Consider the following 23,209-nt stretch of genomic DNA (forward strand, 5'->3'; position numbering starts at 1 on the left):
TCGGTACGTACGACGGTGGGCCGGCACCGGGCCGACCCACCGTCATCGACAAACCACCGTCGGTACGCCCCGGGTCAGTTCGACAGCAGCGGGTTGACGTTCGGGTACTGGACCGGGTCGACGTACTCGGTCACGTTCGGGTGCTGCACCACCGCGTCGGTGTTGCCGTCCTCGTTGAAGTCGAAGCCGATGGTGTCCTGGCGGCCGTCGAGGTCGGTGTCCTGGACGAAGGTGTCGATCAGCCCGTTGAAGTCGTTGTCGAGGACGACGTTCTCCAGCGTCCCGTCCTCGTTGTAGTCGGTGCCGGCGAGGTCGACGGCGCCGTCGCCGTTACGGTCGGCGATCTCCTCGTCCTGCCAGCCGTCACCGTCGGTGTCACGCATCTGGGTCTCGAAGACGCCGTCGTGGTTGCGGTCGTACTCGCTGGCGTCGACCAGGCCGTCGGCGTCGTAGTCGTGGCCGATGAAGTCGACCCGGCCGTCACCGTTCATGTCCGCGTGCAGCTCCACGCTGCCGTCGGCCTGCTCGTGGACGGTGTGCTCGTCCCAGGTGCCGTCGCCGTCAACATCGATGCTGGTCGAGTAGTCGCTCATCGTCGTTCCCTCCGTGACGCCTCAATGGCTTGTCTGCCGAACACGCTACGGCTCGCCACCTCGGCCTTGATCCCCGGATCGTGCCACCCCGCATCCGGTGATCCGGCCGAAGTCCACCACCGACGGGTCACGGTTCCGTCGTCGCGGACCGGGTCCGGACGCCCTGATGGGCCGGACATCGTCCGGCCCATCAGGTTTCCGCGGTCAGCTCAGGACGTAGGCGACACCGGTGGTGGCGCCGTCCCGTTCGTAGGAGACGAGCAGGGTCGAACCGGCCGGCAACGGCGCGGCCAGCGGCAGGACCAGGTCCAGGTTGTTGCCGGTCACCTCGACCGTCTTCTGGGCCAGAACCTTGCTGCCGTCCCACACGTACACGTTGGCGGTACCGGCAGCCTTGGCGCGCAGCCGCAGCGTGACCGCCTCGTCCGACGTGAGCAGCTTCGGCACCGTGATCGTGTTCTTGGGAAGCGCCGGCCAGCCGCCCGGCGCGACCTTGTCCATGCTCGACTGCAGGATGGTCTGCGGCGAGTTGACGCTCATCGCGGCGGTGTCGGGCATGATCGGAGCCTTCGGCGCCGACGGCTGGTTCGCCAGTCCGTCCAGCGTCGCCACGCCCCAGCGGTACGGGTCGGCACGCACCCCGCTCCAGGTCGACCAGCCCACCCGGGTCTGCGCGGTCAGGTCCTGCGTGTCGGAGTCGTTGACCAGGATGTTCATGCCCATCCGGCTCGGGTCGATCGTGTCCGGCAGCACGCTGAACGGGATCTTGACCTCGATCCGGTATCCGACGTACGGGTCGGTGGTGACAACGGACGCCACCTGCATGCCGGGCGCCGTCTCCGGGCCGGGGCCCTGGTGGTTGTCCCGTTCCCGGGCGAAGCACGGCGGGTTGCCGTTGGCCGGGTCCTTGGTGATCGGGAAGAGCGCGACGTTGAACACCGTGGAGGTGTTGGCCGAGTCGCCGCGCGGGTCGATACCGAACTCGATGTTGTCGTTGCGCCGCGGACGCTTGCAGTCCTCGGCGGGCAGGACGGTGCCGAGTACGTCATCGGTGATGGAGAACAGCGCGTACAGGGCGTCGTGGGTGAAGGTCAGCTGCGCGGTGCCGGAGATGTCCGCCGCCGGCGCGGCGGTACCCTCCCAGCGGGTCGAGATGTCGATGACCTCGCCGGTGTACTCACCCGGGCCGGCCGTGCCGTCGACCACCGGGGCGCTGGTCGCCTTCGGGATGGCGGTGACCGGCACGAGGTTGAACACCCCCGGTTCGGTGGCACTGCCACTGTTGTGACTCGTCACGATCTGCACCGGGTAGGCGCCGTTGTTCGGCGCCCGGTTGGCGGTGGGCAGCGACGCGTCGCTGTTCGTCACCGTGAACGTCACCGCGCCCTTGGTGCCGGGCTGGAGACCGCTGTAGGGAAGGTCCTGCTGGGCCACCGTGAATCCGGCCGGTACCTGCAGCTTGACCGTGCCCGCCTGGACCTCGTGGCTGTGGTTCGTGAGGTCGACCCGGACGTCGCGGGTGCCGCCGCTGGGGATACTCAGGATCGACTCGATGAGCGCGTCGAGCGTCTGCACCTTGAGCCGCTGGGTCCACTCCCGGAAGTTGCCGACCTCGGGCAGGGGCTCGAGGGTGCCCCGCACCGGTGCCGCCGCCTGTACGAGGGCACTGTTGGTTCCGGTGCCGTCGTTCTTGCTGGTCAACGTGGCGTCCAGCCGGAACCTGGTGCCCGCCGTCAGGTTCTGGGGCGGGGTGACGGTGAAGGTCGCCTCGATGTCCTTGTTCGGGCCGATCCAGCCGAGGCTGCCGCTGCCGCGGACGGTCCAGCCCTCCGGCGCGGTGACGGAGACGTTGCCGCCCGCGATCGCCTGCCCGGCGCGGACCACGGTCTTCACCTTGAACGGTACGCCGGCGAGCACCTCCCACTGCTCGGGCTGGACGTGCACCTCGGTGCCGAGCGGCAGCCCGCCCGGGGCCCGGAGGGTGGCACCCTGCAGCGCCGCAGTGCCGGCGCCGACGTTCGGGGCCGGGTACGGGGTGCGGCTGTCGATCAGGGTCAGCCGGTTGCAGTTGATGTTGGCGGGGTTGGATGTCGGGTCGGCCCCGCCGCCCCAGCCCTGGGAGACGTACTCGCGGCGGGCCCAGGCGGTGACCTGGTTCCACCGGGTGCCGGCGTGCCGCGCCGACTCGTAGCCCTGCCAGGTGCCGAAGATGACGTTGTCGGGCCGCGCCGGGGTGAAGGTCGTCTCGCAGGCGGGGCCGGTGCTGCTCGACCCGCTACCGCCGGACTGGAAGATCCGGGAGACCCGCCACGGCTTGAGCTTCTCCTCGGTGATCTGCTCCGGGAAGGCCGCCGGGTTGGCCGCGGCGTAGAAGGCCTCCACGGCGAGCATCGCCGCTTCCTGGTGGTTGCCGTGGTTGCCCTGGGTGGCCGAGGGGTTCATCGTGATGATGACCTCGGGCCGGGTGGTGCGCAGCACCCGCACGATCCGGGACAGGCTGCTCTCGTAGTTCCAGACCTGCTCGGTCAGCGGTGCGCTCGCGGTGTAGTAGAAGTCGAGCGCGTCCAGGTTGTAGATGTGTTCGATACCGGCCCAGCCGACCGCGCGACGCTCCTCGGCCTCGCGCAGGATGCCGAGTTCCGGCCCCTCCTCCAGGCCGGTGGCGTTGCCGCCGCCCTCGCCGCGGGTCGTGGTGATGACACCGGCTTTCATGTTGTGGAATTCGTTCCAGTACCCCAACATGCCGAGCTGGCCGGCTTCGTCGTCGGGGTGCGCGCCGATGAACATGACGTCCAGGTCGACGGCATCCTTGCTTGGGTTCGCCTGAACCGGCTGGGCCAGGCTCAGTGTGAGCAGACCGCACATGGCGATCACGGCGGTGGTGCGCCACCTCATGGGCATACCTCTTATCTGGAACAGGGTGCTGCGTCCCGGGGGGACGTTCGGGGGGTCCGGGCCGGGGCTCTCGGATGCTTCTTTCGCGCCCAGCCATGCTGGATGGTTAGCAACCGGCAGAAGACCGACATCCGGTCTCACTGACGGTTACGGGTCGGCCGCGCCGCGGCGACGGCACGACGACGCGCGCTCAGCGGGGATGACCGAGCGGGTACGGAGCGGTGGCAGGGAAGGTTCCTTACCACCGGAAGGCCTTCGGTCGGTAACGCTAAGGATCTTGTCGCTTCCTCGTCAATAGTTCTCGGGGACTTTCTTACCTCCCCGAAGAAACAAAGTACCCCGACCGCAGGACCTACCAGCCGGACGCGAGCGGCGCGGTAGCAACGCGCGCACCCCCTGTGGACCGTCCAATGGGACCGTCAACACCACTATGACCTGGGAGAACATTCAAACTCATCGGCACCCGCCCAGCGCGGCCGACACGACCCCACACACCGAGACCATCTCGTTACTTGACGACTCTTTTTCTTCGCCGTAAGAAGAAAGGGTGCCACCCACCCGCCCACCGAGCCGTGAGGTCGAGCAACCACCCGGTGGTCCCGGCCGCCCCACTGCCGTCCAAAGTGGATTCAGCTGGGCTGCCCGCCACGCGTTGACCTGAACGCCCGGCGCGGCCGGCGAGGGCGGGGAATCACCTGCCCGGCGGCTACGCCCCGTTCGCCGCTGCTTTCGCCATCTGACGATGCCCGGCCACGGCCGAGGTATCCCGCCGCCTCGATCGCCCTCCGTACTGATATCCACCCGCCGACATCGGTGGGGAGACGCGCCGGGTGGCCGGTGTACGGAGCAGGCCGTGACGGGACCCACGGCCTGCTCCACCACGGACGGGTCGCCCGCCGGCCGGCACGGCCTCAGCGCAGGCTGACCCAGGCGGTCGCGAGCGTACGGCCGCCGGTGCGCGCCCAGAGCTGGACCGGTCCGGCCGGCGGCGGTCCCAGCGAGAAGAAGCCGACCTGGTCGATCGGGCTCTCGTCGTAGCGACCGTCCGGGGTGCGAGCGGTGATCAGGCCACCGCTGGCCGGGGTGAGCTGACCGACGATCCCGGCACCGGTGACCTCGAGTTCGACGCTGACCGGCCCGGTGCGGAAGGCCAGGGTACGGGCGGAGCGGGCGGTTCCCGCCGACCGGACCGGGCCGGCCGGCGCCGGATCGCACGCCGAGTCGAAGGTGAGTTCGGCGATCGCCAGGTCGGTGTCGACGGTCCGCCAGGCGAACGCCGCCAGGGCGGCGGTCAGGAACTCCTCGGGCACCGGCCCGGGATCGCGCAGTGCCGCACCAAGCTCCGCGAGCAGGCTGTCGTCAGCATTCGGCAGCCACGGCTGCATCGCGCTCACCTCCGGTCGGCTCGGTGTCGGGGCCCGTCGCGAGGAACGACACGAGGGCCGGGCAACTCCGCAGTTTGCGCAGGCATCGGCCCTGGGTCGGGCCGACGCTTCCGATCGGCATGCCGAGCCGTTCGCCGACCTGCCGGTAGCTGGCCGGCGGGTCGGCGGCGAGCAGCGACAGCAGTTTCTGGCACCGTGGCGGAAGTTGAGCGAACGCTTCCCGCAGCGCCTGGTGCCGTTCGGCGCGCAGCAGGTCCTCGTCCGGGCTCGCCGCGTCGACCAGCAGCGAACCGGGTGCGTGCCCGGCGTCGTCGTACGGGTCGAAGGGCTGGGTGCGCCGGCCGATGCGGACCAGCCGGTAGCACTCGCGCCGGCAGGTCGTCGCCAACCAGGCGGCCAGGGCCCTCGGCTCCCGCAGCCGGTCGAGTTGCTCCACCAGGCGAAGCCACACGGTCTGGTTCACGTCGGCCGCGTCGGTACGGTTCAGCCCGTAGGAGCGGATCACCGAAAGCACCAGCGGGGTGTAGCGCCGGACCAGTTCGGCCCAGGCCAGTTCGTCGCCGGTGGACGCCGCCGCGATCAGCCCGGCCGGACCGGCCGGCGCGTCCGACGCCCCGTGGTCGGCCGCCGCCGCGAAGCCCGTCGGGGCGGTCGCCGCGTCGGGGGCCGGACCGGTCGGTGCGCCCTGCTGGCGGCACGGTCCGCCGCCGGTCTCCGGACCGGACGGCGCACCGCCGGTCACCGGCACACCGCGCAACGCGTGGCGGAACGGCTCATCCGACCAGCACGCCGTAGTCGGGGTGCCAGCGCGGGCCGGACAGCAGCAGCGCGCGGGCCGCTTCGGCGTCCAGTCCGGTGGCGGTCATCAGGGCGGTGAGTCGCCCGGACACGTGGGCGGCGGCGAAGGAGGTGCCGGCCCAGGCCGCGAAGCCGTGGAACCAGCGGGTCGGCTGGCCCGGCATCTGCAGCCGGCCGTCGACGTACGTGCTGGTGTGCTCGCCCACCGCGCACGCGTCGACCCAGGGACCGAAGCCGCTGTACGGCGCGGGCAGGTATCCGGTCCCGGTCACGTCGACCGCGCTCACGGCCACCACCCGGTCGAACGCCGCCGGCCAGGACCGCCGGGCGGTGCCGGCGTTGCCGGCCGCCGCCACGACGGCGGTACGGGACGGCAACGCGGCGAGCGCGTTGGCGAGCGGGAGCGGGGCGAGGTCGTCCTGTGTGTAGTAGCCGAGCGACAGGTTGACGACCGAGGTCGCCGGGTCGAGCCGGCCCAGCGCGCCGACCAGCATCTCCTCGTCGCCGACCCCGGTGGCGTTCAGCGCGGCCTCCGGGTCGAACCGCACACCGGGCGCGGCCTGCCGGATCACCCCGGCCACGAAGGTGCCGTGGCCGCCCTGCGGCGCGAGCACGTCGAGGTGGCTGTAGAGCAGGTCCTCGTCGTCGGTCTCGGGCAGGTAGCGGCCGCCGAGCCACTGTGGATGGCGGCTGCCGGCGAGGCGCCAGATGCCGGTGTCGCAGACACCCACCGTCACTCCGGCGCCCTCACCGAGGCGGGCCGGGTCCGGGGCCGGCAGGGCGCCGGTGGCGCGGGGCGGCCCGCCGGGGTTGCCCATGATGTTGCCGAATCCGACCGCGACGTGGTGCGGTTGCACGCGCGGGACCGGCTGCCCCTGCCACTGCTGCTGGTCCCGCAGTCTGGTCACCAGCGACGGGATGTCGGCGGTGGACTCGACCAGCAGCCGGGCCACCCCGGCGAATCCGGCGTTCTCGGTGACGTTGTGACCGTACGTCCGCAGCCTGGCGACGACCCGCGCCTTGTCGGCGGGGGCGACGAGCAGTTGCCGGGGCCGGTAGCTGAACTCCCGGCCCGGAACGGTGTGCAGCCGTACGGCCGGATCAGCGGCGACGGCCGTCCGGAACAGTTGCTGGTATGCCTGGTCGGCCTGGTCGGCGGCGAGTCCCGCACCCGACCGGGGGCCGGCACCGGGGGACGGACCGGCGACGGCGGGTGCGGCGCCGAGCGGCACCGCGGCGGCGGCCAGGACCGGAATGCCGAGCAGTCGGCGCCGCGAAATCCGGCTGCCCGGGCACGGCACGGCGGGATTGTCAGGCGGCACCGGTCCTCCTGAGGGTGGGAAAGAGCGCAGGCCGGCAGCAGTCGAGGGGACGCTCGCCAGTCCTGGACTCTATTCAGACCAATAGTTTCCAGTCAATAGAGCAATCCTCCACCGAACGATAAACAGCATTCTTCAGACATTGAAGATATTGACTGTAGATCAATCTTCGGCGATTCTCTTGGCATGGCCGAATTCACCGGCACCGGTGCGGTTACGGCCCAGCGCGCGCTCGACGCCGTGCAGCGCTACCCCCGCGAGGCGATCACCATCGCCAACCGGGTGCTCACCACCGGCGACCCGACCGGCGACGAGCGTTCGACGGCCGAACGGGCCATCGGCCTGGCCCTGCGGGAACTCAACGACCTGCCCGGCGCACTGCGCCACCTACGCCGCGCGGTACGGGCCACCGGCTCGCCGCGCACCCGCGCGCTGGCCCGGATGAGCCTCGGCTACGTGCTGGCCAACGCCGGCCACACCGCCGCCGCCCTGCGCGAGGTGACCGCCGCACTCCCCCGGCTGACCGGCGCCGACGCCGGCCGGGCCCGGATGCAGCGCGGCGTGGTCCTGCACTACCGGGGCCGGTTCGACGAGGCGGTCCGCGACTACGGCCTCGCGGTCGACATCGCCCAGCGCGAGGGCGACCTGCTGCTGGAGGCCCGGGCCCGCAACAACCGCGGACTGCTCAACTCGCACCGGGGCACCAGCCGGGGCGCCGACGACGACCTCGACCGGTCCGCCACGATCTTCCAGCGGCTCGGCCTCGACCTGGCCGCCGCCGACGCCCGCTGGAACAGCGGCATCGCCGCCGGCCAGCGCGGTGACGTGGCCGGTGCCCTGCGCTGTTTCGCCGCCGTCGAACAGGAATACCACCGGCTCGCCGTACCCCGCCCGGCCCTGCTGCTCGACCGCTTCGAGTTGCTGCTGTCGGTGCCGCTGGTCGACGAGGCGGTCGAGGTGGCCGGCGCCGCCGTCGACCAGCTCCGCCGCCGGGGCATGTCCTCCGACCTCGCCGAGGCACTGCTCGCCCGGGCCCGGGCCGCCCTGCTCGCCGGCGACCTGGACACCGCCACCGCGACCGCCGGCCAGGCCAGAACCCGGTTCCAGCGCCAGGGCCGCCGCACCTGGGCCGCCTTCGCCAGGCATGTCGAACTGCGGGCCGAGTTCTCCCGCGGCACCCGCTCGCCGGCGCTGCTCGGCGCGATGGTGCGTACGGCCGGCCGGCTCGACGCGACCGGCTGGCCCGATCCGGCCCTGACCACCCGGATCGAGGCCGCCCGGCTGGCCACCGAACTCGGTCGCACCGGGCGGGCCGCCGAACTGCTGGCGGCAGCCGCCCGGGCCCGCCACCGCGGCACCGCCTCACACCGGGCCCAGGGCTGGTACGCGCTCGCCCTCGCGCGCCGGCTCGCCGACGACGTACGGGGCGCCGGCCGGGCCCTGCGGCGCGGGCTGGCGGTGCTCGACGGCTACCGGGCGTCGCTCGGCACCACCGAACTGCGGGCGCACAGCGGCACGTACGGGCGGGAACTGGCCGCCGAAGGACTCGACATCGCGGTCCGCTCCGGTGCGCCGGCCCGGGTGCTGGCCTGGGCGGAACGCTGGCGGGCCAACGCACTGCGGATGCGTCCCGTGCTGCCGCCGCAGGACCCCGAACTGGCCGCCACCCTGGCCGAACTGCGGCTGGTCAGCACCGCCCTGGAGGACGCCCTCCTCGCCGACCGTCCGGTGCACGGCCTGCGCCGCCACCAGGCCCGGCTCGAACAGCGCATCCGCGAGCTGGCCCGGGGCGCGGACGGCGGCGGCACCCTGGTGACCCCGCCCGGGATCCGCCGGCTGGCCGGGGTGCTCGGCACCGCCGTACTGCTCGAACTGGTCGCCCACGGCGACCGGCTGCGGGCGGTGCTGCTCCGCGACGGCCGGGCCACCCTGCACGATCTCGGCCCGCTCGCCGACGCGCTGCGGCACGCCGCCGCCCACCGGTTCGGGCTGCGCCGGCTGGTCACCACCGGTGACTCGGCCGCCGCCCGCACCGGCGCCGGGCACGCCGCCCACGCCCTCGACGAGCAGCTATTCGGCCCGCTGCGCCCGCACCTCCGCGACCGCCCACTGGTGATCGCACCGGTCGGCGGGCTGCACGCCGTACCGTGGTCGGGTTTGCCCACCTGCGCCGGCCGGCCGGTGACCGTCACCCCCTCGGCCACCGCCTGGTTGCGCGCCGCCGAACGGCCGTCCCCCGACGGCCCGACCGTCCTGGCCGCCGGGCCGCGGCTGCCCGCGGCCCGGACCGAGGTACGCCACCTCGCCCGGGTCCGGCCCGGCGCCCGGCTGTTCGCCGGTACGGCCGCCACCGCGGAGGCGGTCACCGCCGCGCTGAACGGTGCCGGGCTGGCCCACATCGCCGCCCACGGCCGGTTCCGGGCCGACAACCCGCTGTTCTCCACATTGGAACTGGCCGACGGCCCGCTCACCGCCTACGAGCTGGAACGGCTGGTCAGCCCGCCCGGCTGCGTGGTGCTCTCGGCCTGCGACGCCGGCCTGTCCGCGGTCCGGCCCGGTGACGAGGTGATGGGCTTCAGTTCGGTGCTGCTGGCGCTGGGCACCCGTACGCTGATCGCCGCCGTGCTGCCCGTACCGGCGGATCTCACCACCGCGCTGATGCTCGACCTGCACCGGCGGATGCGGGCCGGCGCCCCGCCGGCCGTCGCGCTCGCCGGCGCCCAGGCGGCGTTCGGCCCGACGGGTGCGGAGCACGCCACCGCCGCCGCCTTCGTCTGCTTCGGCGCCGGCTGACGGCACCGGCCGGCGCGGAGCAGCGCCGCCGACGCGCGAGGCCGCGCGGCCGGCGGTCGGTCAGGTCGTCGAGTACGCCGCCATCTCCCGTTCCGCCGGAGCCGAGCGGTCGTTGGAGACCCAGCGCCGGTAGACGCGCTCGTAGGCGCGGGCCATCCGGTCGGCGCCGAACTCGGTCCGGACGTGCTCCACGCACGCGGCCGGGTCAAGTGCGAGAACATCCCGCAGCGACTGCGGCAGTTCGGCCGGATCGTCGTGCACGAACCCGGTCTCGCCGTGCCGGATCAGCTCCGGTACGGCCCCCCGGTTCAGCGCGACCACCGGCGTACCGGCCGACATCGCCTCCAGCATGACCATTCCGAACGGCTCCGACCAGCGGATCGGCATGATCAGGCAACGGGCCTCGAGCAGCAGCGACGCACACGTCTCCCGGTCCGGGTTGCGCAACAGCGTCACGTCGGGGCCGAGCATCGGCTCGATCACCTCGGCGAGGTACTGCACCTCGCCCGGCTCGGTGCACTTGCCGGCGAGCACCAGCGGCAGGCCGACCTCCCGGGCCGCCTCGATCGCGAGGTCGGGCCCCTTGTCGGCGGAGAACCGGGCCAGCCAGACCACCGGCCCGTCGCTGGGTGCCGGTTTGCTGACGCCGCTGCCGGCCATCGCGTTGTGCACGGTCGCCACCCAGGGCAGGTTGGCGCTGATCCGGCGCTGCGAGTGCGAGATCGCGACCAGGGCGACCTGCGGGTCGACGCCCTTGAGGATGTCGGCGAGTTCGCCGACGGGTGCCCCGTGCACCGTCGCCACCGTCGGTGTCTCCCGGCGGGACGCCGCCAGCGGGCCGATGGTCGTGTGGTCGTGCACGATGTCGAAGTCGCCGTCGGCGATCATCCGGTTGGTCCGGGCGACATGGGCCAACTCGGGCAGGGCCTGGCCGAGCCGGGAGTTCTGCAACTGGTCGGTGCCGACGAACTCGGCGGCCGTACCGGTCCCGCTTCCGGCACCGAAGAGCGTCACGTCGTGTCCCAGGGCGGCCAGGCCGTCGACCAGCGCCGAGACCACCTGTTCCAGGCCGCCGTAGCCGGGCGGCGGCAGCTCGTACCACGGTGGCACCACCATCGCGATCCTGAGCGGCCGCTGCCCTACCGCCGATGTGACTGGAATCTGGGTCACCGTCCGCAGCCCCCTCGTGGCCGGAAATGACGCGCCGGTATTGACGAGATGAGCGGCGGTTTCCCGGCCGCCCGGCCGGTAAACCGGTGCCGGCGGCGTCACCCGGGCCGGGTGGGCGGGAGCGGGTCAGCCGGCCATCCGCCGGGCCAGTTCGCGCGCCCGGTACTCCTGGACCCGCCGGGCGGTACGCAGCACGTAGGCCCGCAACGGCGCCGGCATCCGCAGGGTCACCGTCACGGTCACCTCGGTGCCGCCGTCGTCCAGCGGTGCGAGGTCCATCACGAACCGCACCGTGACCCGCGCCGGGCTGAGGACGTCGAGCACCAGTTGCCGGTCCGGCACGGCCGCCGTCTGGGTCACCCGCAGGATGTTGTCGTAGCGCAGCGGGCCGGCGATCCGGAACCTCTCCACGGCCACGAACCGCACCACCGCTCCGCCGGCTTCCCGCCGTACGTCCCGTACGGCCACGATCAGCGGTGAGAGACCGACCGAGTTGGTGGGCTCGGCGAGGTGGGCGAAGACCCGGTCGGGTGGCGCCGCGACCGGGAACCGGTCGACGAACGTCTCGGTCCGCATGGCCGCCGACCGTACCAGTCCACTGCGGAGCACGGGTCCCGCAAAGGGCGAGCGGCGGGCGACGTGACCAACCCCCTTGGTCACATCACCCGCCGCTCTGGGGAGGAGGCGGACTCCGTTGCGAAAGGGTTCCGCCCTACAAAGCTCGGTCTGCTACTACCTACGACGCTTCGGTCAGCGTCACGGTTGCCTTGACTTCCGTTCCATTTCGCTCGTACGTGATCTCGACCCGGTCACCCACCTTACGGGCCTGCACCGCGTTGATCAGGTCGTCGGAGTCGTTCACCGGCTTGCCGTCGAACTCCTTGATGACGTCGCCCTGCTGAAGGCCGATCTGGGCCGCGGCGCCGTTCGGCACGACCTGGGCGACCAGTGCGCCGCCACCGTCGGCGGGGCCGACGGAGACGCCGAGGGCCGGGTGCGACACCTTCTCGCCCCGCTGCAGCGCCTCGGCCACCGACTTGGCCTTGTTGCTCGGGATGGCGAAGCCGACGCCGATGTTGCCCTGGCTCTGGCCGGCGGTGAGGATCGCGGTGTTGATGCCGATCACCTCGCCGTTGGTGTTGACCAGTGCCCCGCCGGAGTTGCCCGGGTTGATCGGGGCGTCGGTCTGCAACAGGCCGGAGATCGACGTGGCGCCCGCCCCCTGCTGTTGCTGGTCGCCGCCGGCCCGGATGGTGCGGTCCTTGGCGCTGATGATGCCGGCCGTCACCGACCCCTCCAGGCCGAGCGGGCTGCCGAGGGCGAGCACGGTGTTGCCGACCTGCATCGCGTCGCTGTCCCCGAACGTCGCCGGGGACAGGTCGCCCACCCCTTCGGCCTTGAGCACCGCGAGGTCGCTCTTCGGGTCGGTGCCGATGATCCTCGCCTGGGCCCGGCGGCCGTTGGCGAAGGCGAGAGTGACGCTGTCGGAGCCGGCCACCACGTGGTTGTTGGTGAGCACGAAGCCGTCGGCGGACAGCACCACGCCCGAGCCGCCGCCGCTACCGGTAGTGACCGAGACGACGCTGTCCTGCACCGACGCGGCGATGGCCGGCAGGTCGGCGCTGTTGATGATCGGCGCGGCCGTGTAGGTGCGGTTGCCGCCCGCCCGCTCGTCGCTGAGGCCGAGCGCGAGCGCACCGCCGGCCAGGCCGGAGCCGAGCATCAGCACCAGGGCGACCGCCCCGGCCGCGAAGGCCCGGCCGACCCGGCTGCCGCCGGACTGGCCGGCGCCGGGCTGCTGCGCCCACGGGCTGCCACCCGGGTACGGCTGGTGCGGGTATCCGGGCTGGCCCACGTTGACCGCCCACGGCGGCTGGCTCGGCTGCTGCCCGGGGTAGGGCGGCGCGGTGTGCGGCTGGTGCGGCGGTCCGGAGTGCGGTACGCCCGACTGCGGCGCCGCGTGCGGTCCGCCCGGATGCGCCGGGGCGTGCGGGACGCCCGACTGCGGGGCGCCCGCCGGTACGGCGTGGGACTGCGTGGCGTCGGGTCGCGGAGCCTGCCACGGGCTCGGCGCGTACGCCGGCGCGGCGGCCCGGGGCTGCTCGCCGGCGGGCCGGGGGGACTGCCACGGATTCGCCGGATGACCCGGTGCGGCCGGCGGGGTCGGGCCGGCCGGCGGGGCGGATGCGATCGGCGGGGTCGGGCCGGCCGGCGGGGCGGGTGCCGCCGGCGCTGCCGGTGTGGGTGGTGTGGGTGGCGCCGGCGGTGGTGGGGCGGCGGCCTGCGGAGCGGGGGTGGCTGGGGTGGCGGCGGAGTCGGACGGCGCCGGGCCGGCACCGGACAGCTCGGGGCGGGTCACCTCGTCGCCGGGCCAGACCGGCTTGTGCTGCGGATTGGTCTCCTGCTCGCTCATGTCCTACACCTTCCCCCCTCGCACTGCGATCCACCTGTAACCGGACTGTACGTTGACTGTGAGTCAGGACTCCTCGTACGGCATCGCCGACCCGGGCGCCAGCGGTAGCCGTACCCGGAATGTCGCCCCTTCACCCGGCGAGCTGTCGACCTCGACCTGGCCGTTGTGGGCCGCCACCAGGGCGGCCACGATCGCGAGACCGAGCCCGGTGCCGGCGGCGCCGTCCCGGCGGGTCCGGGCCGCGTCCGCCCGGTAGAACCGTTCGAACACCCGCTCGGCCTGCTCCGCCGTCAATCCGGGCCCGGTGTCGACGACCTCGACCACCGCGAACCCGGAGTCGGCCCGCAGCCGCAGCCGCACCGACGCGTCGGCCGGCGTGTGCCTGATCGCGTTGGTCATGAGGTTGCCCAGGACCTGGCGCAGCCGGGCGTCGTCGGCGAGCACGACCAGGTCGCCGGCGTCGGGCGCCACCTCCATCCGGATGTCCCGCTCCGGGGCCACCGCGCGGGTCGCCTGCGTCGTCTCGGTGGCCAGCACCCGCAATTCGACCGGGGCGAGCACCAGCGGGCGTTCCCGGTCCAACCGGGCCAGCAGCAGCAGGTCCTCCACCAGCAGGCCCATCCGGGCCGCCTCGTCCTCGATCCGGCGCAGCAGCCGGGCGGTGTCCTCGGGCCCGGCGGCGGCACCCTGCCGGTGCAGTTCGGCGAAGCCGCGGATGGTGGTCAGCGGCGTACGCAGCTCGTGCGACGCGTCGGCGACGAACTGCCGCATCCGCTCCTCGGACCGGCGGGCCCGGGTCTCCGACGTCTGCGCCGAGACCAGCGCGTCGCGGGCCGCCGCCTCGGCCGCGCGGGCCGCCCACTCCGACGCCTCGCGGGCGTAGAACGCGGCCTCGATCTGGGTCAGCATCGTGTTCAGCGCCCGTGACAGCCGGCCGAGTTCGGTCTGCGGCACCACCAGCCCGTGCTCCGGATCGGGCACCCGGCGGGACAGGTCGCCGGCGGCGATGGCCGCCGCCGTCCGCTCGATCTCGTCGAGCGGTTTCAGGCTGGTGCGTACGATCGCCGCGCCCAGCGACGCGAGGATGATCAGTACGGCCCCGCCGACCAGCACGTCGATCCAGATCAGCCGCTGCACGGCGAGGTCGACGTCGGAGAGGCTCTGGCCGACCGCGATGTACTGGCCGCTCGGCAGCCGGGCGTGGTACATCCGCCAGCGGGGGTTGCCGTCCCGGGCCTTCACCGTGACGATCTCGTCCCGGTGCTCCTCGAAGCCCGCGGCGTTGTCCGGCCAGGCGGGCAGGTCCTCCCAGGCGATCCGCTCACGGTCGTAGAGGACGTCGCGGGCGGGCTCGACGTGGCCGGAGTCGTCGGCGAGCACCGCCAGGTAGTCGGTGGGCAGCCCGACCCAGACGGACTCGCCGGGACGGGGCAGCGACGACGCCGACTTCAGGTCGCCGACGTAGTCGCGCAGCTCACTGTCGATCTGCCCGACGAGGTAGCTGCGCAGGAAGAACGTCGTCGAGACACTGATCACCAGCAGTGCGGCGGCAACCAGGACCAGCACCGCGGCCACGAGCTTGACGCGCAGCGGCGTGGTGCGCAGCGGGGCGCGGGTGATCATAGGCAGTCCACCGTCAGGCCGCCGGCTTACGCAGGACGTACCCGACCCCCCGGAGCGTGTGGATCAGCCTCGGCTGGGTGTTGTCGACCTTGCGTCGCAGGTAGGAGATGTAGGACTCGACGATGTTGTCGTCGCCCCGGAAGTCGTAGTTCCACACGTGGTCGAGGATCTGCGCCTTCGACAGCACCCGGTTGGCGTTGAGCATCAGGTAGCGCAGCAGCTTGAACTCGGTCGGCGAGAGCTGCACCCGCTGCCCGGCCCGGTAGACCTCGTGCGTCTCCTCGTCGAGTTCGAGGTCGGCGAAGGTGAGCCGCGCGGTCACCGGCTCACCGCTGGTCGTACGCCGCAGCACCGCCCGGATCCGCGCGGTCAGCTCTTCGAGGCTGAACGGCTTGGTGACGTAGTCGTCGCCGCCCAGCGTCAGACCGCGGATCTTGTCGTCGGTCGCGTCGCGGGCGGTCAGGAAGACCACCGGCGTACGGGTGCCACCCTCGCGCATCAGGCGGATGACCTCGAACCCGTCGAAGTCGGGCAGCATCACGTCGAGCACCACAAGATCCGGCCGGCGGTCCTTGGCCGCCGCGACCGCCGCGCTGCCGCTGGTGGCGGTCGCCACGTCGAAGCCGGCGAAGCGCAGGCTGGCGGAGAGCAGCTCCAGGATGTTGGGGTCGTCCTCGACGACGAGCAGTCTTGCCTCGGTCTGCGATGCGGCGGCCATGGGGCCATCATCTGTCGCGCCGCTGGGTCATCGCTGGGCGAATACTGAAAGATCCCTGAGAGATCTCTCAGTCAACGGTCGCCGGCGCCGTACCAGTATCCCCATCTCCCGGACGAAAGCGCCGACGGGGCGGCCAACCCCGTCGCGCGTGTCGGCATCACGAAAGCGCCGACGGGGCGACCAACCCCGTCGCGCGTGTCGGCGTAGCGGATTCCGCGCCGGTTCCGCGCCGGACGGGACGCGTCACCGGCCCGCGGGAGCACGGAGCGCCGTCGCACCGCGCGGATCCAGAACGTTTGTGGCTGCCAGGGCGACCACAAATGTTCTAGATCGGCGGGCAGCGGGCGGCCGTCACGGCTCGACGGGGACGGGGCTGCGTGGGCAGCGGCGGCCGCGGTTGCATCGCCGGATGCGGATCCCCCACGACGACGCAGACCCGCTCGACTGGCTGCTGTTCGCCCAGTCCGGCGTACTGACCTGGCAGCAGGCGGTCGCCCTGCGGTCCCCGGCAAAGGTGCGGCATCTGGTGGCCGGCGGACGGTGGCAGCGGATCTGCCGGGGCGTACTCCTCGCTCACCCCGGCGAGATCACCCGCGAGCAGCACCACTGGGTCGCCGTACTCGCGGCGGGGCCCGGTGCGGTGCTGGCCGGCCTCGCGGCCGCCCGGGCTGGTGGCCTTCGGCTCGACCCACGCCACGACGTGGTCGACGTGCTGGTGCCGGCCGGTCGCCGACGGGCCGACCTGCTCCGCCGGCTCCCGCTGGGGCTGCCCGCCGTACGGGTCCGCCGTACCGGGGCCCTGCCCGCCGGTGACCGGCAGCGGGCCCGCCCCGACCGCACCTCGATGGCACGGTCGGTCGTCGACGCGGCGCAGTGGGCGTCGACCGACGACGACGCCCGGACGGTGGTGGCCGCCGCCTGCCAGCAGCGCCGGACCACACCGGGCGAGATACTCACCGTGCGCGGAAGAATGCCCCGGGTACGTCGGCGCGCCTTGCTGCTCCGGACCGCGAACGATGTCGCCGGCGGGGCGCAGGCGCTCAGCGAGATCGACTTCGTACGACTCTGCCGGCAGCACGCGCTTCCCCGACCCGACCTGCAGGAACGGCGTACGGACGCGGCGGGGCGCCGCCGTTACCTGGACGCGTACTGGCGGGACTGGAGACTGCATGTCGAGGTCGACGGCGCCCACCACATGGACGTACGGGAGTGGGCGGCGGACATGCGGCGGCAGAACGAGGTGTGGATCGGGGGCGACCGCATCCTGCGCTTCCCCGCCTGGGTCGTCCGGCAGCGCCCGGCCGAGGTCGCCGGGCAGGTACGGGCGGCACTGCGCGCCGCCGGTTGGCGGCCACCACCGGACCACCCGGACCGGGCCGGCACGGCGCGCGGCGGTGACGACGCGTGGCGGGTCCGGGTGTGGCGGTCCGCCACCTCGGCATGATCTCCGTCGTACGATCCGTACGGCGGGCAACCCCCGGTCGGACTCCGGGGCGCTCTCCTGCCTACGTATGACCATCTCCTGCCTGCGGAGGAGACACGCCTCGATACTCGCGCGGATTGACCTTCGCACCACCACCCGTCACGCTGAGCGACGACGCGCGAGATGTTCGGGCGGCGGTTCCACGCCGGATCCGCCCGACGAGTGCACACGGCACACAGTGAGGAGAGAAATGTCCGACGGGCATACAGGCCCCACGGCGGGAGGCGAGATCATCGTCTCCAGCCTGACGAAGCAGTATCGCAACGTCAAAGCGGTCGACAACCTGTCATTCCGGGTCCAGCCGGGCCGGGTCACCGGCTTCCTCGGCCCGAACGGCGCGGGCAAGACGACCACGCTGCGCATGCTCCTCAACCTGGTCACGCCGACCTCGGGCACGGCGACCATCGACGGCCGGCGCTACCCGGACCTCAAGGAGCCGCTGCGGACCGTGGGCGCGCTGCTGGAGGCATCGAGCGCGCACAAGGGACGTACCGGGATCAACCACCTGAGGGTGATCTGCGCCGCCTCGGGTCTGCCGAAGCAGCGTGCCGACGAGACGCTGGCGATGGTCGGGCTGTCCCCGGCGGCGAAGCGCAAGTTCAAGGGCTACTCGCTGGGCATGAAGCAGCGGCTCGGCATCGCCGCGGCGATGCTGGGTGACCCCAAGGTGCTGGTGCTCGACGAGCCGGCGAACGGCCTGGACCCGGAGGGCATCCGCTGGATGCGTGGGTTCCTCAAGGGGCTCGCGTCCGAGGGGCGCACCGTGCTGGTCTCCAGCCACCTGCTGTCCGAGATGCAGTTGCTCGCCGACGACGTGGTGATCATCGCCGCCGGCAAGCTGGTCCGGCAGGGCACCGTCGACGAGGTGCTGGGTTCGATGACGACCGGCGCCCGGATCCGGGTCCGTACGCCCCATGCGGATCAGCTCGCCAAGGCGCTCGCCGAGCAGAACGCCAAGGTGCAGCGGGGCGAGGACGGCCTGCTGCTGGTCGAGGGCAGCGACGCCGCCTTCGTGGGCCGGGTCGCGCTGGCCGCCCAGGTCGAACTGCACGAACTGACTCCCGAGCGGCCCGACCTCGAACGGGTCTTCCTGGAGCTCACGTCCGGGAAGGCGGTCATCCGATGAAGCTGATCGGTGCCGAACTGCTGAAGCTGCGCACCACCAACACCTGGTGGGTCTTCGCGCTCATCGCCGTGCCGCTGTGGGCGATCACGCTGTTCTTCAACTACTTCCAAACCTCGTTCCTGCTCGACCCCGACCAGTTCGGCGGGACCGTGCCGGAGAACGATCCGGCGCTCGAGGCGGTGTCCGACGTCGTCTTCCTGGCGGCGAACCTCTACACCAACGGCCAGCTCTTCGGGTTGCTGATCGTGATGCTGCTGGGCGTCATCGTGGTGACCAACGAGTTCTTCCACCAGACGGCGACGACGACGTTCCTGACCTCGCCGCACCGCACCGCGGTGATCGTCGCCAAGCTGGTCGCGGCGTCGATCATCGGTGTGCTGTTCTGGGTGATCACGACGGCGGCGAACCTGGTGGTCACCCCGCTGATCCTCAACGGGCTCGACGTGGGCGCGCAGCTCGACCAGGGCGGCGTGTGGGAGGCGATCGGCCTCAACGGGCTCGCGTACCTGCTCTGGGCGATCTTCGGCGTCGGCTTCGGCGTGTTGATCCGCAGCCAGATGGGCGCGACGGTGGCGGCCATCATCTTCTACTTCGCCGGGTTCATCGGCGCGGCGCTGTTCTTCAGCACGTTCGCCAACCGCTTCGGCGACTGGATCAACAACCTGCAGGTGCTGGTGCCGTCGCTGGCCTCGCAGCTCATGGTCTCCGGCACCACCCTGCCCGGCAACCCGCCGCAGTGGGTGGGCGCGGTGGTCCTGATCGGCTACGCCGTGGTAACCGGTGTGGTCGGCACGCTCATCGTCCGCAAGCGGGACATCTCCTGACCTTACGGTGGGTGGCGCGGGCCGGGAGCCGGCGCCACCCGCCCTGGTCGTCAGCCATGATCACCTTGTGAAACACGACACGGGCCGGATGGGGCAATGCCCCCGCTCGGGGCACAGCGTAGCCTTGTACGCGACTTTGTGACCCGAGCCCCCGAGTGGTGGCGGCATCCCGCGAGCACCACACCCCGCGTGAAAGAGGCGATTACCGGCCGTGTCGACGCAGCAGACTTCGCAAGACAACCCACTGGCGGGCTTCGGCCCGAACGAGTGGATCGTCGAGGAGATGTACCAGCGTTACCTCGCCGATCCCAGCAGCGTCGACTCGGCCTGGCACGACTTCTTCGCCGACTACCGGCCGTCCGGCGACGGTGCCGGCGCGGCCACCCCGACCGAGGCCACCGCCACGGCCGGGGCGTCGACCGCGGAGCGGGCGGGCACCTCGGCCCCGGCCGCGCCGACCTCCCCCCAGCCGAAGGCCGCCGAGGCCCCGGCCAAGCCGGCCCCGGCCGGTAAGCCCGCCGCCGCGAAGCCGGCCGCCAAGGCTGCCCCCCAGCCGAAGGCCACCCCCCAGCCGAAGGCCACTCCCCAGCCGAAGGCCACGCCGCAACCCACCGGCGCGCCGGCCGCGAAGAGCGCCCCGGCGTCGAAGTCCACCGACGAGGGCCCGAAGACCACCACGCTGCGCGGCGTCGCCGCCAAGATCGTTCAGAACATGGACGCCTCGCTGTCGGTGCCGACCGCGACCAGCGTCCGGGCGGTGCCGGCCAAGCTGCTGGTCGACAACCGCATCGTGATCAACAACCACCTCGCGCGGGGCCGTGGTGGCAAGGTCAGCTTCACCCACCTGATCGGATACGCGCTGGTCCGGGCGCTGGCCGAGCACCCCGAGATGAACAACTCGTTCACCGAGGTCGACGGCAAGCCGGCGGTGGTCCGGCCGGAGCACGTCAACCTGGGCATCGCGATCGACCTGGTCAAGCCCGACGGCACCCGCAACCTCGTGGTGCCGTCGATCAAGGGCTGCGAGCAGATGGACTTCCGGCAGTTCTGGCAGGCGTACGAGGACGTCGTCCGGCGGGCCCGGCGCAACGAGCTGACCATGGAGGACTACTCCGGCACCACGGTCTCGCTGACCAACCCGGGCGGCATCGGCACGGTCCACTCGCAGCCGCGGCTGATGGTCGGCCAGGGCACGATCATCGGCGTCGGCGCGATGGAATACCCCGCGCCGTACGCGGGCATGTCCGAGGAGACCCTGGCCGAGCTGGCCGTCAGCAAGATCATCACGCTGACCAGCACGTACGACCACCGGATCATCCAGGGCGCGCAGTCCGGCGAGTTCCTCAAGGTCATGCACGAGCTGATCCTGGGCGAGCACAACTTCTACGACCAGATCTTCACCGCGCTGCAGATCCCGTACGAGCCGGTGCGCTGGATGCGGGACGTGGCGGTCAGCTCCGAGGGACAGATCGACAAGACCGCCCGGGTCATCGAGATCATCCACGCCTACCGGGTCCGTGGCCACCTGATGGCCGACACCGACCCGCTGGAGTTCAAGATCCGCAAGCACCCGGATCTCGACGTACTCCAGCACGGCCTGACCCTGTGGGACCTCGACCGCAGCTTCCCGGTCGGCGGCTTCGCCGGCAAGCAGAAGATGAAGCTGCGCGACATCCTCGGCGTGCTGCGCGACACCTACTGCCGCCGGGTCGGCATCGAGTACATGCACATCCAGGACCCGGAGGAGCGGCGCTGGATCCAGGACCGGATCGAGCGCAAGTACACCAAGCCCACGGCGGACGAGCAGAAGCACGTCCTCAACCGGCTCAACACCGCCGAGGCGTTCGAGACGTTCCTCCAGACCAAGTACGTCGGGCAGAAGCGCTTCTCGCTCGAGGGCGGCGAGTCGCTGATCCCGCTGCTCGACGAGGTGCTCCAGGCGTCCGCCGAGGCGGACCTGGACGAGGTCGTCATCGGCATGGCGCACCGGGGCCGGCTCAACGTGCTGGCCAACATCGTCGGCAAGCCGTACGAGAAGATCTTCTCGGAGTTCGAGGGGCACATCGACCCGCGCTCCACCCAGGGCTCCGGTGACGTGAAATACCACCTCGGCCAGACCGGGAAGTTCACCACGCCCGAGGGCGACCACTCGATCACGGTGTCGCTGGTGGCCAACCCGTCGCACCTGGAGGCCGTCGACCCGGTCCTGGAGGGCATCGTCCGGGCCAAGCAGGACCGCATCGACCTCAAGCTGGAGGGCTACACGGTCCTGCCGCTGGCGGTGCACGGCGACGCCGCGTTCGCCGGGCAGGGTGTGGTCGCCGAGACGCTCAACCTGTCCCAGCTGCGCGGCTACCGCACCGGCGGCACCGTGCACGTCGTGGTCAACAACCAGGTCGGCTTCACCACCGCGCCGGAATACTCGCGGTCCAGCCTCTACAGCACCGACGTCGCGCGGATGATCCAGGCGCCGATCTTCCACGTCAACGGCGACGACCCCGAGGCGGTCGTCCGGGTCGCCCGGCTGGCGTTCGAATACCGGCAGGCGTTCAACAAGGACGTCGTGATCGACCTGGTCTGCTACCGGCGCCGGGGGCACAACGAGGGCGACGACCCCTCGATGACCAACCCGCTGATGTACCAGATCATCGACAGCAAGCGCAGCGTCCGCAAGCTGTTCACCGAGGAGCTGATCGGGCGCGGCGACATCACCGTCGAGGACGCCGAGGAGTTGCTGCGCGACTTCCACGCCCAACTGGAGAAGGTCTTCAAGGCCACCCGGGACGCGGCCGGACCGGCGGCTCCCCGCGTGACCCGCAACCGGCAGGAGGAGCCGGAGCCGGCGGTGGAGACCGCGGTCGACGCCTCCGTCATCCGGGCGATCGGCGAGGCGCACGTGGGCCTGCCGGAGGGCTTCACCCCGCACAAGCGGATCCAGCAGCTGCTCGACCGGCGGGCCAAGATGGCGGCCGAGGGCAACATCGACTGGGGCTTCGGCGAGATCCTCGCGTTCGGCTCGCTGCTCGACAACGGGGTGACCGTACGGCTCGCCGGGCAGGACTCCCGCCGGGGCACGTTCGTGCAGCGGCACGCCTCGATCGTCGACGCGAACAGCGGTGACGACTACCTGCCGCTGTCGCGGCTGACCAGGGACCGCGCCCGGTTCTTCGTCCACGACTCGCTGCTCAGCGAATACGCGGCGATGGGCTTCGAGTACGGCTACTCGGTGGAGAACACCGAGGCGCTGGTGCTGTGGGAGGCGCAGTTCGGCGACTTCGCCAACGGCGCGCAGTCGGTGGCCGACGAGTTCATCTCGTCCGGCGAGGTCAAGTGGGGGCAGCCGTCGGCGGTGACGCTGCTGCTGCCGCACGGCCACGAGGGCCAGGGTCCCGACCACACGTCCGGCCGTCCGGAGCGCTGGCTGCAGATGTGCGCCGAGGACAACATGCGGGTGTCGATCCCGACCACCCCGGCCAACTACTTCCACCTGCTGCGCCGGCAGGCACTGTCGCCCAAGCGCAAGCCGCTGATCGTCTTCACGCCGAAGTCGCTGCTGCGGCACAAGCTGTGCGTCTCCTCGGTGGAAGACTTCACCAGCGGCACGTTCCAGCCGGTCCTGCGCGACGACGCCGGTCTGAAGGCCGAGTCGGTCAAGCGGGTGCTGCTGTGCAGCGGCAAGGTCTACTACGACCTCGTCCAGGCCCGGAAGGAGCGCGGCATCACCGACACCGCGATCATCCGGGTCGAGCAGCTCTACCCGCTGCCGGTCGACGAGGTCCGGGCCGCGCTGGCCGAGTTCCCGAACGCCGAGGACTTCGCCTGGGTGCAGGAGGAGCCGGCCAACCAGGGTGCCTGGTCGTTCGTCGCGCTCAACCTGCTGGAGCACCTGGAGGGCGTACGGCTCCAGCGGATCTCGCGCCCGGCGGCCGCCGCGCCGTCGGTCGGGTCCGCGAAGCTGCACGACGCCGAGCAGGCCGCGCTGCTCGAGGCGGCCCTCCCCCGCCGGTAGCCCGGCGGCACATCCGCGCCCGACCGGCGGGCCGGTGGTGTGGTCGACGACCCCGCCACC

At 71.9% G+C, this 23,209-nt stretch carries 15 protein-coding genes; 5 read left to right on the top strand and 10 right to left on the bottom strand.

Translation table 11 applies throughout. The annotated features are described in order from the left end of the window. Positions 1-74 precede the first annotated feature (74 nt). From AB0I42_RS01685 to AB0I42_RS01705, 5 genes are all read right to left on the bottom strand, one after another. A complete protein-coding gene (locus AB0I42_RS01685; protein WP_357533161.1) occupies positions 75-593 on the bottom strand; it encodes a hypothetical protein in 519 nt (172 codons plus the stop codon). Positions 594-797: 204 nt separating this feature from the next. Continuing rightward, a complete protein-coding gene (locus tag AB0I42_RS01690) occupies positions 798-3,488 on the bottom strand; it encodes a sugar-binding protein (protein ID WP_357533162.1) in 2,691 nt (896 codons plus the stop codon). A gap of 911 nt (positions 3,489-4,399) precedes the next feature. Continuing rightward, positions 4,400-4,873 (bottom strand): hypothetical protein, encoded by a 474-nt coding sequence (locus tag AB0I42_RS01695; protein WP_357533164.1) that lies wholly within the window; start codon positions 4,871-4,873, stop codon positions 4,400-4,402. Then, positions 4,848-5,615, bottom strand: coding sequence for a sigma-70 family RNA polymerase sigma factor (locus AB0I42_RS01700; RefSeq protein ID WP_357533166.1), 768 nt, complete (start codon positions 5,613-5,615; stop codon positions 4,848-4,850). The genes AB0I42_RS01695 and AB0I42_RS01700 overlap by 26 nt, the downstream gene beginning before the upstream one ends. A gap of 31 nt (positions 5,616-5,646) precedes the next feature. Then, positions 5,647-6,993 (bottom strand): S8/S53 family peptidase, encoded by a 1,347-nt coding sequence (locus tag AB0I42_RS01705; protein WP_357533167.1) that lies wholly within the window; start codon positions 6,991-6,993, stop codon positions 5,647-5,649. Between the two features lie 183 nt (positions 6,994-7,176). On the opposite strand from AB0I42_RS01705, the gene AB0I42_RS01710 reads away from it, so the two are divergent. Then, positions 7,177-9,783, top strand: a complete 2,607-nt coding sequence (locus tag AB0I42_RS01710; RefSeq protein WP_357533169.1) for a CHAT domain-containing protein — start codon at positions 7,177-7,179, stop codon at positions 9,781-9,783. Between the two features lie 60 nt (positions 9,784-9,843). Here the strand turns inward: AB0I42_RS01710 and AB0I42_RS01715 are convergent, their stop codons facing one another. The 5 genes from AB0I42_RS01715 to AB0I42_RS01735 all read right to left on the bottom strand — a co-directional run bounded on the left by AB0I42_RS01715 (position 9,844) and on the right by AB0I42_RS01735 (position 15,707). Then, entirely contained in the window at positions 9,844-10,899 is a 1,056-nt protein-coding gene (locus tag AB0I42_RS01715; protein WP_357533172.1) for a glycosyltransferase family 4 protein, read from the bottom strand. Between the two features lie 180 nt (positions 10,900-11,079). Then, positions 11,080-11,529, bottom strand: coding sequence for an SRPBCC family protein (locus tag AB0I42_RS01720; protein ID WP_357533173.1), 450 nt, complete (start codon positions 11,527-11,529; stop codon positions 11,080-11,082). A gap of 160 nt (positions 11,530-11,689) precedes the next feature. Continuing rightward, the gene (locus AB0I42_RS01725; protein ID WP_357533175.1) at positions 11,690-13,366 is read right to left on the bottom strand and encodes a trypsin-like peptidase domain-containing protein; all 1,677 of its coding nucleotides are present in this window, start codon (positions 13,364-13,366) and stop codon (positions 11,690-11,692) included. 63 nt (positions 13,367-13,429) lie between these two features. After that, complete coding sequence (locus AB0I42_RS01730) at positions 13,430-14,989, bottom strand: ATP-binding protein (RefSeq protein ID WP_357533177.1); 1,560 nt, start codon at positions 14,987-14,989, stop codon at positions 13,430-13,432. A 13-nt stretch (positions 14,990-15,002) separates the two neighbouring features. Further along, positions 15,003-15,707 carry a response regulator transcription factor gene (locus AB0I42_RS01735; RefSeq protein WP_357533179.1) on the bottom strand — a complete coding sequence of 235 codons (705 nt, stop codon included), beginning with the start codon at positions 15,705-15,707 and terminating at the stop codon, positions 15,003-15,005. 409 nt (positions 15,708-16,116) lie between these two features. On the opposite strand from AB0I42_RS01735, the gene AB0I42_RS01740 reads away from it, so the two are divergent. The 4 genes from AB0I42_RS01740 to AB0I42_RS01755 all read left to right on the top strand — a co-directional run bounded on the left by AB0I42_RS01740 (position 16,117) and on the right by AB0I42_RS01755 (position 23,149). Next, positions 16,117-17,151 carry a hypothetical protein gene (locus AB0I42_RS01740; RefSeq protein WP_357533180.1) on the top strand — a complete coding sequence of 345 codons (1,035 nt, stop codon included), beginning with the start codon at positions 16,117-16,119 and terminating at the stop codon, positions 17,149-17,151. Positions 17,152-17,380: 229 nt separating this feature from the next. Then, the gene (locus AB0I42_RS01745; protein ID WP_357533182.1) at positions 17,381-18,316 is read left to right on the top strand and encodes an ATP-binding cassette domain-containing protein; all 936 of its coding nucleotides are present in this window, start codon (positions 17,381-17,383) and stop codon (positions 18,314-18,316) included. Beyond that, complete coding sequence (locus AB0I42_RS01750) at positions 18,313-19,140, top strand: ABC transporter permease (protein WP_357533183.1); 828 nt, start codon at positions 18,313-18,315, stop codon at positions 19,138-19,140. Before AB0I42_RS01745 ends, AB0I42_RS01750 begins: the two co-directional genes overlap by 4 nt. Positions 19,141-19,351: 211 nt before the next feature. Next, on the top strand, positions 19,352-23,149 hold the full coding sequence (locus AB0I42_RS01755) for a multifunctional oxoglutarate decarboxylase/oxoglutarate dehydrogenase thiamine pyrophosphate-binding subunit/dihydrolipoyllysine-residue succinyltransferase subunit (RefSeq protein WP_357533184.1): 3,798 nt from the start codon (positions 19,352-19,354) through the stop codon (positions 23,147-23,149). Positions 23,150-23,209: the final 60 nt, after the last annotated feature.

The sequence above is a fragment of the Polymorphospora sp. NPDC050346 genome, from assembly GCF_040655695.1.
GTDB classification, from domain to species: Bacteria; Actinomycetota; Actinomycetes; order Mycobacteriales; family Micromonosporaceae; genus Polymorphospora; species Polymorphospora lycopeni.

Coding starts and splice junctions, on each gene's coding strand:
- AB0I42_RS01745 (WP_357533182.1), top strand. CDS start 17,381: ATGTCCGACGGGCATACAGGCCCCACGGCGGGAGGCGAGATCATCGTC.
- AB0I42_RS01715 (WP_357533172.1), bottom strand. CDS start 10,899: ATGGTGGTGCCACCGTGGTACGAGCTGCCGCCGCCCGGCTACGGCGGC.
- AB0I42_RS01720 (WP_357533173.1), bottom strand. CDS start 11,529: ATGCGGACCGAGACGTTCGTCGACCGGTTCCCGGTCGCGGCGCCACCC.
- AB0I42_RS01735 (WP_357533179.1), bottom strand. CDS start 15,707: ATGGCCGCCGCATCGCAGACCGAGGCAAGACTGCTCGTCGTCGAGGAC.
- AB0I42_RS01710 (WP_357533169.1), top strand. CDS start 7,177: ATGGCCGAATTCACCGGCACCGGTGCGGTTACGGCCCAGCGCGCGCTC.
- AB0I42_RS01725 (WP_357533175.1), bottom strand. CDS start 13,366: ATGAGCGAGCAGGAGACCAATCCGCAGCACAAGCCGGTCTGGCCCGGC.
- AB0I42_RS01730 (WP_357533177.1), bottom strand. CDS start 14,989: ATGATCACCCGCGCCCCGCTGCGCACCACGCCGCTGCGCGTCAAGCTC.
- AB0I42_RS01750 (WP_357533183.1), top strand. CDS start 18,313: ATGAAGCTGATCGGTGCCGAACTGCTGAAGCTGCGCACCACCAACACC.
- AB0I42_RS01740 (WP_357533180.1), top strand. CDS start 16,117: ATGCGGATCCCCCACGACGACGCAGACCCGCTCGACTGGCTGCTGTTC.
- AB0I42_RS01690 (WP_357533162.1), bottom strand. CDS start 3,488: ATGAGGTGGCGCACCACCGCCGTGATCGCCATGTGCGGTCTGCTCACA.
- AB0I42_RS01695 (WP_357533164.1), bottom strand. CDS start 4,873: ATGCAGCCGTGGCTGCCGAATGCTGACGACAGCCTGCTCGCGGAGCTT.
- AB0I42_RS01685 (WP_357533161.1), bottom strand. CDS start 593: ATGAGCGACTACTCGACCAGCATCGATGTTGACGGCGACGGCACCTGG.